At 57.9% G+C, this 14,901-nt stretch carries 13 protein-coding genes; 5 read left to right on the top strand and 8 right to left on the bottom strand.

All coding sequences use genetic code 11. From position 1 onward, the window contains the following. The first annotated feature begins 1 nt into the window (after position 1). Positions 2-940 carry an acetamidase/formamidase family protein gene (locus ACP15L_RS17120; protein ID WP_425085102.1) on the top strand — a complete coding sequence of 313 codons (939 nt, stop codon included), beginning with the start codon at positions 2-4 and terminating at the stop codon, positions 938-940. Positions 941-1,100: 160 nt separating this feature from the next. Here the strand turns inward: ACP15L_RS17120 and ACP15L_RS17115 are convergent, their stop codons facing one another. Continuing rightward, a complete protein-coding gene (locus ACP15L_RS17115) occupies positions 1,101-1,691 on the bottom strand; it encodes a TetR/AcrR family transcriptional regulator (protein WP_425085101.1) in 591 nt (196 codons plus the stop codon). A 119-nt stretch (positions 1,692-1,810) separates the two neighbouring features. Between ACP15L_RS17115 and ACP15L_RS17110 the strand changes: the two genes are divergently transcribed. Further along, on the top strand, positions 1,811-2,758 hold the full coding sequence (locus tag ACP15L_RS17110) for an alpha/beta hydrolase (RefSeq protein ID WP_425085100.1): 948 nt from the start codon (positions 1,811-1,813) through the stop codon (positions 2,756-2,758). A gap of 385 nt (positions 2,759-3,143) precedes the next feature. On the opposite strand, the gene ACP15L_RS17105 is transcribed toward ACP15L_RS17110, so the two are convergent. Beyond that, the gene (locus ACP15L_RS17105) at positions 3,144-5,426 is read right to left on the bottom strand and encodes an adenosylcobalamin-dependent ribonucleoside-diphosphate reductase (RefSeq protein ID WP_425085099.1); all 2,283 of its coding nucleotides are present in this window, start codon (positions 5,424-5,426) and stop codon (positions 3,144-3,146) included. Between the two features lie 134 nt (positions 5,427-5,560). Here ACP15L_RS17105 and ACP15L_RS17100 point away from each other — a divergent pair, with 134 nt between their 5' ends. Further along, complete coding sequence (locus ACP15L_RS17100) at positions 5,561-5,992, top strand: DUF1489 domain-containing protein (RefSeq protein WP_170468402.1); 432 nt, start codon at positions 5,561-5,563, stop codon at positions 5,990-5,992. On the opposite strand, the gene hisG is transcribed toward ACP15L_RS17100, so the two are convergent. Genes hisG through hisS form a run of 3 tightly spaced genes read right to left on the bottom strand, consistent with a single transcriptional unit; the run spans position 5,993 to position 9,426 of the window. Then, a complete protein-coding gene (gene hisG, locus ACP15L_RS17095; RefSeq protein ID WP_425085098.1) occupies positions 5,993-6,682 on the bottom strand; it encodes an ATP phosphoribosyltransferase in 690 nt (229 codons plus the stop codon). It abuts the gene before it with no gap. Next, on the bottom strand, positions 6,679-7,767 hold the full coding sequence (locus ACP15L_RS17090) for an ATP phosphoribosyltransferase regulatory subunit (RefSeq protein ID WP_425085097.1): 1,089 nt from the start codon (positions 7,765-7,767) through the stop codon (positions 6,679-6,681). The genes hisG and ACP15L_RS17090 overlap by 4 nt, the downstream gene beginning before the upstream one ends. Before the next feature lie 3 nt (positions 7,768-7,770). Next, on the bottom strand, positions 7,771-9,426 hold the full coding sequence (gene hisS, locus ACP15L_RS17085) for a histidine--tRNA ligase (protein ID WP_425085096.1): 1,656 nt from the start codon (positions 9,424-9,426) through the stop codon (positions 7,771-7,773). Positions 9,427-9,563: 137 nt separating this feature from the next. Between hisS and ACP15L_RS17080 the strand changes: the two genes are divergently transcribed. After that, a complete protein-coding gene (locus ACP15L_RS17080; protein WP_425085095.1) occupies positions 9,564-9,758 on the top strand; it encodes a SlyX family protein in 195 nt (64 codons plus the stop codon). Between the two features lie 132 nt (positions 9,759-9,890). After that, positions 9,891-10,649, top strand: a complete 759-nt coding sequence (locus ACP15L_RS17075; RefSeq protein WP_170680288.1) for an SDR family oxidoreductase — start codon at positions 9,891-9,893, stop codon at positions 10,647-10,649. A gap of 50 nt (positions 10,650-10,699) precedes the next feature. On the opposite strand, the gene ACP15L_RS17070 is transcribed toward ACP15L_RS17075, so the two are convergent. From ACP15L_RS17070 to dnaE, 3 genes are all read right to left on the bottom strand, one after another. Beyond that, complete coding sequence (locus tag ACP15L_RS17070) at positions 10,700-11,068, bottom strand: hypothetical protein (RefSeq protein WP_425085094.1); 369 nt, start codon at positions 11,066-11,068, stop codon at positions 10,700-10,702. Positions 11,069-11,073: 5 nt separating this feature from the next. Continuing rightward, positions 11,074-11,286, bottom strand: a complete 213-nt coding sequence (locus ACP15L_RS17065) for a YMGG-like glycine zipper-containing protein (RefSeq protein ID WP_425085093.1) — start codon at positions 11,284-11,286, stop codon at positions 11,074-11,076. Positions 11,287-11,369: 83 nt separating this feature from the next. Then, positions 11,370-14,897, bottom strand: a complete 3,528-nt coding sequence (gene dnaE / locus ACP15L_RS17060) for a DNA polymerase III subunit alpha (RefSeq protein ID WP_425085092.1) — start codon at positions 14,895-14,897, stop codon at positions 11,370-11,372. Positions 14,898-14,901 lie beyond the last annotated feature (4 nt).

Genomic DNA, 14,901 nt, shown 5'->3' with positions numbered 1-14,901 from the left:
CATGGGTTGCAACCACACTATTCACAAACACAACCACCATTTCGGCTGGGACAACTCCATCGAACCCGTCCTGAGCGTCGACCCCGGCGAGACCGTCGAGGTCGAAACCATCGACAGCTCGGGCGGGCAGTTGAACGCCTCCTCGACACTGGCCGATCTGGGCAAGCTGTCTTTCGAGGCTGTCAATCCGGTCACAGGGCCGATCCACATCAAAGGGGCTGAGCCCGGTGATACCGTTGCCGTGACCTTTCTGGATTTCAAGCCTTCGGGCTGGGGTTGGACCGCCAACATCCCCGGTTTTGGCCTGCTGACCGATCAGTTTCCCGACGCGGCGCTTCATATTTGGAACTATGATTCCACCGCGATGACCCCTGCTCTGTTCGGCCCGGGCGGGAAGGTACCGCTCAAGCCGTTCGTCGGCACAATCGGCCTGGCGCTGGCCGAGCCGGGCTTGCACTCCGTCGTCCCTCCGCGCCGTGTGGGCGGCAATCTGGACATCCGCGACAATTGCGTGTGCACAACGCTTTACCTCCCGGTCGAAGTGGCTGGTGGGATGTTGTCACTGGGGGACACCCATGCCGCACAAGGCGATGGTGAGATTTGCGGTACGGCCATCGAAAGCCCTATGGACGTGGCCATCAAAGTCGACCTTCTCAAAGGCGAAAACCTGCCCTATCCCCGGTTTGAAACCAACGGCCCCGTCACACGCCATTTCGATACCTCCGGCTACAAGGCGACGACAGGCATAGGCGAGGATCTCATGCAGGCCGCCCGCGATGCGGTGGCGGGCATGGTCGACTGGATCTCGGCCACGACGGGGATGTCAGCGCTTGATGCGTACATGCTCTGCTCGGTCTGCGGCGATCTGCGCATCAGTGAGATCGTGGATATCCCGAACTGGACGGTCTCATTCTACTTTCCGAAGACCGTTCTGGACTGAAGAACACTGCAACTTCTGAATTTCGGAGCTATGCGGTCGATGTCAGAAGCAGTGAGTCGTTCAAAATAGGTCGGAACATAGGCGATCTCTTCAGTAGGTGACCTTCGACTTCGGTTCTTTCGCCATTGTGACGACCAGCGCAAAGCGTCTCACCAGCGGTTCAACTGCCCGTTTTGTAGTGCGCCATAAACATGGCAATGCAATCGTCCATTACGCCCTCGGGTGTCGGGTTCTCACCAAGGAAAAACTCTGGCCAGAAAAAGAAGTTTTTGGCGAGTGCCAAGAGCTGGTTGGTCGCGAAGACCGGATCAGCCTTTCGGATTACGCCCGCGTCCATGGCTTCGCCGATCAACTGCGTCATCGGGTAGTCGTGCGTTTCTGTCTCCGTGAAGAATTTCCGAGAACGATCGAGGTCGCGGATCAGCTCTGAAAGGACCATGCGGTTTAGACCAATTGCTGTCTCTTCCGTTATGATCGAGATGTACCCCCAAAGAGCGTCTTTCAGCTGCTCAACGAAGTCACGACTTGGGTCATAGGCAACCGGCTGCATACTCCGGTTCTGCTCCAACATGATTTCTGAGATTGCTTCGAAGAGGGCCTCTTTGCTTTCGAAGTGGTTGTAGAGCGTGCGACTCGAAACATTTGCTTTTTGGGCGATTGAGGTCGTCCTGGCCCCCAGAAATCCTTGTTCTCGAAACTCATCGATGGCTGCATCGATGATATCTTTTCTTTTCTTTTCAGTACGTTTCACGGATTTCGCCTCAAAAAGTAAAAAAGTTTGTTTACAAACTTCACCCACTCAACATAAGTAAACAAGACGATTTACTTTAGCAAGGTGCAATCCTGCTCGACCTCGAAAGGACCCAAACCATGACCTCCGAAACTTTCATCGCTGGCAAAAACGCAGTGACCTTTAAATCTTTTGGCGTGGATTTGGCCGGTGATCTCTACCTGCCCGAAGGTTTTGATGAGACCAAGACCTACAAGACCATCGTGGGAGCCAGCCCGTTTCCGCAGATCAAGGATCAAATACCCGCGACCTACGGCCCCGAAATGGCGGCACGTGGCTTCATCTATCTCGGCTTCGACTATCTGGGCATGGGCGATAGCCCCGCGCTGCCCGGTGAATTCAAACAATCGCGCTACAATTTCCGCCTGATCGAAAACACCTGGGACGCGGTTTCGTACCTGGGTACGCTACCCTTCGTCGAAAAAATCTATGGCCTGGGCGTCTGTCAGGGCGGTCAAACCATTGCATCGGCAGCGGTGACAGACCACCGTATCAAGAAAATCGCTATGGTGTCGGGCATGATGGCCTCGGACGCGTTCCAGTGGACCGGCCGCGAAATGGCCAATCAGATGATCGACGCAGCAAATGCCTCGATGCAGAAGCAATATGAAACCGGCGAGCCAGACTACGTTGCACCGTTCGGCTTGAACGACGAAATGTCTCGTGAAGAGTTCACTGAAGCGGCCGCCTACCCAGACATGGCTGGCGAAACCTATGACTATTACGGCCGTGATGGTGCTAAGGGGCCGGTTGCAGTTCCCAACTATACCAACATGCACATTGCTGATCAGCCCATGCAGTCTTTGTTCTCACTTTGTGAAGCCTATGCGGACAAAATCGTGCAACCCTCGCTGACCATCTACGGTACAAATGCCTCCACAGCGATCTGCTCGACCGCATTTGTCGAGAAACTGACCAATGACCACAAAGAGCTGGCGTTTGATGAATTCAGCCACGTAGACTTTTATTACAAGCCCGAGGCTGTGAATGCGTCGACCGATGCAGTGGCAGAGTTCTTCAACAATTAACGCGATGGAGTGCTTCGTTTGATTTGGTCCACCGTTCTGTTTGAGAAACGGTGGACCGCGAATGTCGAACAAGAGACACAAGCAAGAGGAAATAGTTCAGAAGCTGCCGCAAGTTGACGTGCTAGTCAGTCAGGGAATGATGCCTACAGATGCGATCCGGGCAGCTAGCCAATATTCTGTTTTTGGTACAAAACTCGCGGGATTTCGGTGTGTACTTCCCAACTCGCACATAAAGGTCTCGGCGATCAAAGACCCGGCGCCATTTCTTCGCTAGAAACCCAAGAGTTTCGGATTGTGGGCGCAAATGACCTTGCGTATGGGCGACAATACTAACGAGATGGGTTCTTATTGCCTTGTGGTTCACAACGGGTTTCGCGCCCTCACCTCAGCCACATTTCGAATGACCGCAGCTTCTGCACGTCATGCAACCTTCGATCATCACCATGTCAAACTGCCCACAGGACGGGCACGCCTTACCACGTGGTTCATCCATGTTGACCACCTGCGCCTGAGGGTCCGACTTCAGCCCCATCCCCTCTCCCTCAAGAAAGCCTATGTTGACCATGTGCTGCTCGATCACCCCGCCAATCGCTGCCAGGATCGAGGGGATATATTTGCCCTTCACCCAGGCTCCACCGCGCGGGTCGAACACGGCCTTCAGTTCCTCGACCACGAAGGACACATCCCCACCCCGCCGGAAAACGGCCGAGATCATGCGGGTCAGCGCAAGTGTCCAGGCGTAATGCTCCATGTTCTTCGAGTTGATGAACACCTCGAACGGACGGCGGCGGCCTCCTATGACAATATCGTTGATCGTCAGATAGATCGCATGCTCACTGTCGGGCCATTTCAACTTGTAGGTCGACCCCTCTAGCGACTGAGGGCGGTCCAGCGGCTCGGACATGTAAACGACGTCACCGCCATCGACCTCATGCGGTGCAGCCGCGCTTTCACCCGGAGCCGTGTCTGCACTTTCCGATACGGTCAGAACCGAGCCGGTCACATCATTGGGGCGATAGGTCGTACAGCCTTTGCAGCCCTGATCCCAGGCCTGCATGTAGACATCCTTAAAGGCATCAAAACTGATATCCTCGGGGCAGTTGATCGTTTTCGAAATCGAACTGTCGATCCATTTCTGCGCCGCGGCCTGCATCTTGACGTGATCCGACGGAGACAGCGTCTGCGCATTCACAAAAAACTCCGGCAGGTCCTTGTCGCCAAACTTGTCACGCCACATCTGCACGGCATAGTCCACCACCTCTTCTTCGGTGCGCGAGCCATCCTTCTGCAACACCTTACGCGTGTAGGCATAAGCAAAAACCGGCTCGATCCCCGACGACACGTTCCCAGCGTAGAGAGAGATCGTGCCCGTCGGCGCGATTGAGGTCAGCAACGCGTTACGGATCCCATGCGCGCGGATTTCATCGCGCACATCGTCATCCATCTGCTGCATCGTGCCGCTGGCGAGGAACTTCTCGGCATCGAACAAGGGGAACGCCCCCTTCTCCTTCGCCAATTGCACCGACGCCAGATACGCGGCGCGGGCGATTGCGTGCAACCAGCGCTCGGTTTGACGCGCCGCCTCGTCAGAGCCATAGCGCAGGCCCAACATCAAAAGCGCATCCGCCAGACCTGTCACACCCAGCCCGATGCGGCGCTTGGCCTGCGCCTCGGCCTCCTGTTCGGGCAGAGGGAACTTCGACGCATCCACCACATTGTCCATCATGCGCACAGCGGTTGCGACCAGCTCTTTCAGAGCATCTTCGTCCATATGCGCGGCGTCATCGAAAGGCTCGGCCACCAACCGGGCCAGATTGATCGATCCCAACAGGCACGCGCCGTAAGGCGGCAGAGGTTGCTCGCCACAGGGGTTGGTGGCGGAAATCGTCTCGACATAGCTTAGGTTGTTGGCCGCGTTGATGCGGTCGATAAAGATCACGCCCGGCTCGGCATAGTCATAGGTCGCCTGCATGATCTTGTTCCACAGGTCCCGCGCCTGAACGGTGTGATAGACTTTGCCACCGAACACCAGCTCCCACGTGCCATCGGCTTTGACGGCCTCCATGAACGGGTCAGTCACCAGCACCGACATGTTAAACATGCGTAGACGCGCCGGGTCAGACTTGGCAGTGATGAACTGTTCGATATCCGGGTGATCGCAGCGCATCGTCGCCATCATCGCGCCCCTGCGCGAGCCTGCGGACATGATCGTGCGGCACATTGCGTCCCAGACATCCATGAACGACAAAGGCCCCGATGCATCCGCAGCGACCCCTTTCACATCCGCCCCGCGGGGACGGATGGTCGAGAAATCATAACCGATCCCCCCACCCTGCTGCATGGTCAGCGCGGCCTCTTTCAGCATATCGAAAATGCCGCCCATGCTGTCGGGCACGGTGCCCATGACGAAGCAGTTGAACAGTGTCACCTGCCGCGCGGTGCCCGCGCCTGCGGTGATGCGACCGGCGGGCAGATATTTGAAATCCTCCAGCGCGGCGTAGAACTTTTCTTCCCAATGGGCCGGGTCAGCCTCAACCCGCGCCAGATCGCGCGCGATACGTCGCCAGCTGTCTTCGACCGTCTGGTCGATGGGCGTGCCATCCGCCTGTTTAAAGCGGTATTTCATGTCCCAGATCTGCTCGGCGATGGGGGCGGCAAAGCGGCTCATTGGCGATTCCTATTCAGCTGCGAGGCATACAAGATAGACCAAATTGGTCACCTAGCGCTACTATGACTTGATGCAATAGGCCGTTAACCCTACCTTCTTAACCAATTCCTTTGGGGCGACTCTGTGGGTAAACTGTGGATAAATTCGTAAACCTCGTCAAACTTTCGGTCGGGTCAGAGAGCGTCGACACGCTAGTGGCGTGGCAGGACAGCCGCAAGCCGCTCTACGCGGATGGCTGCCCGCGCCACGTGACGCGCATGTGGCCCAAGCGCGAGGCCGAGATCCTGAACGGAGGTTCGATCTATTGGGTGATCAAAGGCGTGATCCAATGCCGCCAGCGCATCCTGCGCCTTGACGAGGTACGTGGTGAGGACGGTATCCGTCGCTGCGCCATTGTTCTCGACCCCGAGGTGCATCGCACCCAGAACGCGTTGAAACGCCCCTTTCAAGGCTGGCGCTATCTGAAACCCGAAGACACCCCTGCCGATCTTCCAAAATCGCGCGAGCAGGACGACGCCCTGCCCGACGATCTGAACCGCGCTCTGGCCGAAATCGGCATATTGTAGTCAGCGCAGGCGATCCAAAAGCTCGGACAGAACCGCCTTGTCGCCAGCATCGTAGCTCGCCACACGGCTGCGCCACAGGGTCGCTTGCGATTGCAGGATGAGACCGTCCGAAAGGATTTTCAGGTGATTGGCCCGCAGTGTTTCACCGGTCGAGGTGATATCGGCAACCGCCTCGGCGGTTTCGTTCATCACGGTGCCTTCGGTCGCGCCCTGGCTGTCGACTAGAGCATAGTCGGCCACCCCTGCATCGGTCAGAAACTCACGCACCAAACGGTGGTACTTGGTCGCAATCCGCAGCCGATGACTATGTGTTCTGCGGAACGCGGCGGCGGCTGCATCCAGATCGTCTAGCGTATCCACGTCGACCCAACAGGCAGGCGTGGCGATGATCAGATCCGCCTTTCCAAAACCAAGCGCGGCGATTTCCTCAACCTGCTGTTCCCAGCGCGGCAGCTTTTCCTGTACGAGGTCAACGCCCGTGACACCTAGGTGGATACGGCCAGCTGCCAGCTCACGCGGAATTTCCCCCGCAGACAGCAGGATCAGCGAGACATCCTCGATCCCCTCAACCTTGCCCGCATATTCCCGGTCCGACCCGCTGCGCGACAGAGTGATGCCGCGCTTTTCGAACCACGAGAAAGTTTTCTCCATCAACCGGCCCTTAGAGGGCACGCCCAGTTTCAGGCTCATTGTGCGTCCTCCTCGATCTCGAGCATCAGGTCAGGGCGGATGACGCCGCCAACGGCCGGAATTTCTTCGCCATTACCCAACTGCCGGGTCAGCGCATCATAGCGCCCACCGGTCGCGATGGGTGGCAGATCGGGGCGGCCTTCGGCGTAGAAGCCAAAGACAAACCCGTCGTAATACTCCATCGAGGTCCGGCCATACGCAGCCTCAAAATCCAACCGCTCAACATCGACGCCCCGCGCCTGCATGGCTGCGATCCGGGCTTCAAGACGATCAAGCGCCTGCGTGACTTGCGGCAGGTCAACCGCGACATCGCGCAGCTGTTCCAGCGCAAATGGCATGGTCTCGCGCACATTCAACAGCGTCTCCAACCCGGCCAGTTCGTTGTCTGAGATGGGCGGCGTGTCGCGATCTTCACGCAGGGCTTCGATCCGCGCCTCGATCTCGGAGGCACGACGCTTACCGATCATCGGAATGTCATTGTCCAGAGGATCTGCGGCATTCAGCAACTCGTCGCGCCCTTCGGGGCCCGGTTTACGAGCTGCAAACCGATCCAAAAGAATACGGAATCGGCGGGGGCGCCAGAGGTGCCGCATCAGAGCGGTCTTGCGACGCTCAGTCGTGCGAAGGCCCTCGACGGCTGCGGTCAGAATTCCGATATCCCCGGTCGCCGCCCGCAAAGGTAGACCCCGCAACTGCAGCGCAAACAGCGAGAACACCTCGGCGTCCGCACCGGATGGGTCGTCGCGATCAAAGACCTCATAGCCCACCTGGATATATTCATTCGACCGGTCCGGGTCATGCTCCTGACGGCGAAAGACCTCTCCGGAATAGGTATAGCGCGCGGGTTCTGCGCCGTCGCTCATGTGCATCTGCACCACTGGCAGAGTGAAATCCGGGCGCAACATCTGCTCGCCCCGCAAGGCGTCCGACGTGACATAAGCACGCCCGCGGATGTCTTCGCCATAGAGATCCAGCAATGTCTCGGCCGGTTGCAACAGAGGCGTATCGACCACCTGCGCACCTGCGGCCTCGAACCGGACGCGCATCATCGCGGCGCGGGCCTGTATCTGGGAACGGTTGGCCATGGCTCAGTCCTGACTGTCCAGAATTTCACGCACTTTTGCGACAAGATCACCGCGCGGCACTTCGAACTGGCTGGGGCGTTCTTTCCATTCCTCCAGCGTGGCACTTTCGGCGATTTTGGCACCAAGGATCAAGTCTTTGATCTGAACGATGCCGCCCGCCTTTTCGTCACCCCCTTCAATCACCGCGATGGGAGAGTTCCGCTTGTCCGCATATTTCAGCTGATTGCCGAAGTTCTTGGGGTTACCCAAGTAGACTTCGGCCCGGATACCCGCATTGCGCAGCTCAGCCACCATCGCCTGATAGTCAGCCATACGGTCGCGATCCATCACGGTGACAACCACAGGCCCTGTCGCCTGCGCGCTGAGACGACCCTTTTCGCGCAGAGCGGCCAGCAGGCGGTCAACACCGATCGACACACCCGTCGCGGGCACTTCCTGCCCGGTGAAGCGCTTGACCAGATCGTCATAGCGCCCGCCGCCCGAGACAGAACCGAACTGCCGCTTGCGGCCTTTCTCGTCGAAAATCTCAAAGGTCAGTTCGGCCTCGTAGACCGGGCCGGTGTAGTAGCCGAGTCCGCGTACTACCGACGGGTCGATCATAATCCGATCTGCGGAGTACCCTTGTGCATCCAATAGTTCGGCAATCTCTTCCAACTCTTGAATACCTTTCATTCCAGTTGTCGATTCTGAAACGATTGATTTCAAATATTTTATTGCGAACTTATTTCTAATGGCGCTCTCTTTGACACCACGGCCTAGTAAAGAAATCCAATCGGCATCATTTGCATAGCGAGCATTCGTCAAAAGACCCTCGTCCATGCCCTCAGACTTTAGTATCCGGGTTGTTTCCTCGATATCATTTTGGATGTTGGTGTCCGCGTTTACGAACCCCATGACAATTTCGACTTGCTCCGCGGAAAGTTTTGCGCCTTCTGTGAAAGCCCCCGAAGCATCTTCTCGGCCTACACTGAGAAGATCCTTGACGCCTTGGCTTCCTAGTCGGTCAATTTTGTCGATTGCACGAAGCACAATTCCACGTTCGTGCGCGAAAAGCTCTGGATCAGATTCGTCAAGGATGCCGGCAATTTCCATGATTCCGTTCAGAACCTTGCGGTTGTTCACCCGCACCAGATAGTCACCGCGAGGAATACCCACCGTCTCCAGCGTGTCCGACAGCATCGCGCAGATCTCGGCATCCGCCGCCATCGAGGCGGTGCCAACCGTATCCGCATCGCACTGATAAAACTGACGATACCGCCCCGGCCCCGGCTTTTCGTTCCGCCAGACCGGCCCCATCGCATAACGGCGATAGGGCGTCGGCAGGTCGTTGCGGTGCTGCGCGTAGACCCGGGCCAAGGGCGCGGTCAGGTCATAGCGCAGGGCCATCCAGTCGCCCCCAGAACCTTTCGAGCCGCCTTCGTCGAACTCCTGCCATGCAAAGACGCCCTCGTTCGGGCGGTCCACGTCGGGCAGGAACTTGCCCAGCGCCTCGACGGTCTCGACCGCGCTGCTTTCCAAAGCGTCGAACCCATACCGATGATACACGCCTGCAATCGTCCGCAGCATCTCGGTGCGCTGCGTGACTTCCTCGCCGAAATAGTCACGGAACCCTTTCGGCGTTACGGCCTTGGGGCGGGGCTGTTTCTTGGGCTTGGCCATCGGGGGCGTCCTTCACGGGTCATGTTCCGCGCGCGGTCTATCCCATGGCCCGCATCGGGGCAAGGCGCGCTTTCGCTGGTCTTGGCTTTGCAGGCCCGCTATGACCGTCCCTGAAGCAGACCCCAAAGGAAATCAACATGCAGCATCTGGAAGAACAGATTGCCCATCTGACCCGCACGGTCGAAGAGCTGAACACCGTCGTCACACGCCAGCAATCCGAGATCGACCGCCTGACGCGCCGCGTCGAAATGCTGCTGCAGCGCGAGGCCGAACGGGCGCAGGAAGGCTCGGGCGGGGTTGCGTTCGGAGACGAGCGCCCACCGCATTATTGAGACAGGTTTCGATGTTGCTGCCTACTTTTCTGGTTCTTGCTGGTCACGTCCAATACTAATCACAGGGTTACCTTCCGAACTCTTGTTGGTAGGCTAATACTTTAACATCAGTTCACTGGCAGGAGACGTTCAATGGCCGACAAACTTGCTCTTGTCACAGGTGCCGCGCGTGGCATCGGGCTGGCGACAACAAAACTGTTTCTACAAAACGGCTGGAACGTTGCGATGATCGATCGTGACTCTGAGGCGCTTTCTCTTGCCGCAAAGGATCTAGACGGTGCGGTTGCGTTCGTCGCGGACGTTTCAGATCAAAATCAGGTTGTTAGCCTGGTCAAGGCCGTTCTCACCGAGTTCAATCGCATTGATGCTGTGGTGAACAACGCGGGTGTCGCAGATTTCGGACCAATTGAAGAACACGATTTCGAGGTGTGGCGTCGCGTTATGGAAACCAACCTTGATGGCGTGTTTCTGGTATCCCAGGCGACTATACCGGCCCTTCGCAAAAGCCGCGGTGCTATCGTCAACATCGCATCGATTTCGGGACTGAGGGCCAGCACACTTCGGATAGCATACGGAACGTCTAAGGCGGGCGTCATCCACCTGACCAAGCAACAAGCCGCCGAACTAGGAGAATTCGGTATACGCGCCAATTGCGTGTGTCCAGGCCCGGTCCGTACCAAGCTTGCGATGGCAGTTCACTCGCCCGAAATCATTGCCGCCTATCATGACGCTATCCCACTGAACCGATACGGCTCGGAGGATGAGATCGCGCAGGTGATCTATTTCCTTTGTTCGGACAAAGCCAGCTACGTAACGGGTCAGGTGATTGCGTCCGATGGCGGGTTCGAAAGCACTGGCGTGGGTTTACCGGCTCTACGATCAAGCAACTGAAATTCGGCCACGATTTGCCCGCGTCGGGACGCAAGACAGGATAATTGCGTTCACAAACCCAGCGACGATTTCACCGCATTGTCGACGACCCCGCCCAGAAGGGCGTTTTTATCCGCAGCACAGCCCTCGGACAGAGCGGCGATGAAGGCCTCGCGCAGTTGCGCTTTGTCTTCATCCGTCGCCGCGTGGTCCTCGATATTGACCTGACGATTATAGAGCGACAGGGCCGTCATCTTGCCCACGACCTCGACAACAAAGGCCTCATCCCCGTCCGCCTCTTCAGCGATTGAGGCGCAGGTGTAGTGCATGACAGGCAGGGCATCGTCAACCATCTGCTGGGCGGCTTCGTCGGCCAAAGCAAAGACCGGAGCCACCAAAAGTGATACCAAGACTAAAGGCTTGAGAGTTTTCATCCGCATCGCAATCACTTCCAGTTATGTCCGATAATCGCACCGGCCACACCGCCGATTGCCGCGCCCTTGCCGTCACCGATCAGGGCCCCAACTCCGGCGCCGATCAACGCACCTTCGATTGTCTGCTTCTTCTTTTTGTCGTCCGCAAAAGCCGCAGTCGCCACGGAAAGCGAGATCGCCCCCGCAAATACCAACGCTTTGGAGCCCATAGCTGAAAGTGCCAAACCCTAACCCTCCTGTTTCATCTGTCACAGAATGTACAGTTACAGCCTAGCCGGGGGACATCGCTGTGGCAACAAAGCCGGGATCAGACCTCTTCCACTGACAGAACGCCATCCAGCGACTTGATTGCGCCTTTGATCTGCGGGTTGATCGGGAAGTCCTGCCCCAAATCCATCTCGACATCGCCTGGCAAGCCCGGGTCCATCAGGCACAGCTGGATCGGCCCCTTGGCGGCCCCTTTCGCAGCACTGGCGGCATCCGCCAGCACGGTTGCCACTGTGGGCAGCACCTGCGGCTGATCGACGAAGATGCGCAGGCCGGTCGCGCCCGCCTCGGCCACAACCGAATCCACCGGGCCAACCGAACGTCCCAGGAGTTTCAACTGATCGGCCTCCATCGTCGCTTCGGCGGTCAGAACCACCTGTGCGCCCGTCTCAAGATATTCGCGCGATTTCTCCAGCGTTTCTGAGAATAGCGTGACCTCATACGCTCCAGTCGGGTCCGAAAGCTGCGCAAAGGCAAAGCGGTTGCCGCGGGCAGACTTCCTTTCCTGTCGGCCAGCAACAACCCCGGCCATCTTCGCGATCAGAGGGCCAGAGCGCGCCTTTTCCGTCACCTCATCCAGGGTCAGCACCTGTTTGCGTTTCAGCGCAGGCATGTAGTCGTCCAGCGGATGGCCCGACAGGTAGAACCCGATGGCTTTGAACTCTTCGCTGAGCCGTTCGGCAGGCAACCAATCCGGCGTCGGCGACAGGCGCGGTTCGGGCAGGTCATCCCCGGCCTCACCAAACAATGACACCTGGTTCGAGTTCTTCTGTTCGTGGATCGCTGCCGAATACTGCACAAGCGGATCGAGGCTTTCGAACACGCGGCGGCGGTTCTTGTCCAACTCGTCGAAGGCCCCGGCCCGTGCCAGCATCTCCAACGGGCGCTTGCCGACCTTTTTCAGATCAACCCGGCGCGCGAAGTCGAACAGGTTGACGAAAGGCTTGTCGCTCTCTTGACCCTGCGCGCCTTCGCCACGACGCCCATCAACCACAAGGCTCATCGCCTCGACGCCCACGTTTTTCAACGCGCCCAGCGCATAGACAAGATGCCCATTGTCCACATCAAATGTGGCCTGAGAGCGGTTTACACAAGGCGGGATGTAAGGCAGGTCCAGCCCCTTGCGGACCTCTTCAAAGTAAACGGCCAGTTTATCGGTCAGGTGGATATCGCAGTTCATGACGCCCGCCATGAACTCAACCGGATGGTTCGCCTTCAACCAGCCGGTCTGATAGCTGACCACCGCATAGGCGGCCGCGTGGGATTTGTTGAAGCCGTAGTTGGCGAATTTCTCCAGCAGGTCGAACACCTCGGAGGCTTTCTTGGCATCCACACCATTCTCTGCGGCGCCCTTTTCGAATTTCGGGCGTTCGGCATCCATCGCCTCTTTGATCTTCTTACCCATCGCGCGGCGCAGCAGGTCGGCACCGCCTAGGCTGTACCCAGCCATGACCTGCGCGATCTGCATCACCTGTTCCTGATAGACGATGATGCCTTGGGTTTCTTCAAGGATATGGTCGATCAGAGGATGCACGGATTCGATTTTCCGCAACCCGTTTTTGACCTCACAATAGGTCGGGATGTTCTCCATCGGGCCGGGTCGATACAGCGCCACGAGGGCCACGATATCCTCGATACAGGTAGGTTTCATGCGCTTGAGCGCGTCCATCATGCCCGAGGATTCCACCTGGAACACCGCCACCGTCTTGGCAGCCGAATAGAGCTTGTATGTCGCCTCATCATCCAGCGGGATGGCGTTGATCTGGTTCTCGGCCCCTTCAGCCGGTTCATAGAGTTCTGTCCCGTCGGCCGCGACATGCAAAGGCCGCCCGGATTTGAAGATCAAATCCATCGCGTTCTGGATCACGGTCAGCGTTTTCAAACCGAGAAAGTCGAACTTCACCAGCCCGGCCTGCTCTACCCATTTCATGTTGAACTGGGTCGCAGGCATATCGGAGCGCGGATCCTGATAAAGCGGCACCAGCGCGTCCAACGGCCGGTCGCCAATCACAACCCCCGCCGCGTGGGTCGAGGCGTTTCGCAACAGCCCTTCGACTTGCTGGCCGTAATTCAGCAACCGCTCCACAACCTCTTCATTCCGCGCCTCCTCGCGCAAGCGCGGTTCGTCCTTCAGGGCCTTTTCGATCGAAACCGGTTTGACGCCCTCGACCGGGATCATCTTGGACAGCCGGTCGACTTGCCCATAAGGCATCTGCAAAACCCGCCCGATGTCACGCACGGCAGCCTTGGACAGCAACGCACCAAAGGTGATGATCTGCCCCACCTTGTCACGCCCATATTTCTGCTGAACGTAGCGGATCACTTCTTCCCGGCGATCCATACAGAAGTCGATATCGAAGTCGGGCATTGAGACCCGCTCAGGGTTCAGAAACCGTTCGAACAGCAAGCTGTAGCGCAACGGGTCAAGGTCGGTGATCGTTAAGGCATAAGCCACCAGAGATCCCGCACCGGACCCCCGCCCCGGCCCAACCGGAATGTCATGATCCTTGGACCATTGGATAAAGTCAGCAACGATCAGGAAGTAGCCGGGGAACCCCATGCCTTCGATGATCCCAAGCTCAAAATCCAGGCGTTCCTGATACTCCTCCGGCGTCACCGCATGAGGGATCACGGCCAGACGTTTCTGCAGACCCTCATTCGCAATTCGGCGCAGTTCGGCCACTTCATCATCGGCAAACTTGGGCAGAATGGGATCACGGCGATAGGCCATAAAGGCGCAACGGCGCGCGATCTCGACCGTGTTCTCGATGGCCTCGGGCAAATCCGCGAACAGAGTCACCATTTCATGCTGCGACTTGAAATAATGCTGCGCGGTCAGACGGCGGCGACCGGCTTGCTGATCGACATAGGCCCCCTCGGCGATACAGATCAGCGCATCATGGGCCTCATACATATCCGAGGTTGGAAAGTAGACATCATTGGTGGCGACTAGAGGCAGGTTCTTGGCATAGGCCATCTCGACATGACCGCGCTCGGTCAGGCGCTCGGCCTCAGGCTGGCCGTCCTCGCCCGGATGGCGTTGCAGTTCGATATACAAACGATCCGGGAACATCCTCGCCAACCGGTCAACGAGAGCCTCTGCCGCCGGGCGCTGACCTTGCTGCAGCAACATCCCGACCGGGCCTTCTGGTCCACCAGTCAAACAGATCAGACCCTCCGACCGATCCGCCAGCTCCTCCAACGTGACCTGCGGCAACTGCCCGCCCTTGTCCACATAGAGACAGGAACTCAGCTTCATGAGGTTCTCATACCCAACCTCGGACTGCGCCAGCAGCACCAGAGGCGCGGGCGCTTTCGGCTTTTCACCGGGTTGCGGCTGCACATAGGTCAGATCGACCTGACACCCCATTATCGGCTGTATTCCAGCCCCGCTGGCGGTTACCGAAAACTCCAGCGCCGAGAACATTGAGTTGGTATCGGTCACCGCAACGGCGGGCATCTCTGCCTTCTCGCAAAGACCGGGCAGCTTTTTCAGCCGCACAGCGCCTTCCAGCAGGGAATATTCAGTGTGAACGCGAAGGTGAATGAATCGAGGGGTACTGCTCATACCC

The organism is Ruegeria profundi (assembly GCF_049800715.1).
Classification (GTDB): Bacteria; Pseudomonadota; Alphaproteobacteria; order Rhodobacterales; family Rhodobacteraceae; genus Ruegeria; species Ruegeria profundi_A.
The sequence above is the reverse complement of the archived record's forward strand: the minus strand, read 5'-3'. Positions and strand labels throughout refer to the sequence as shown.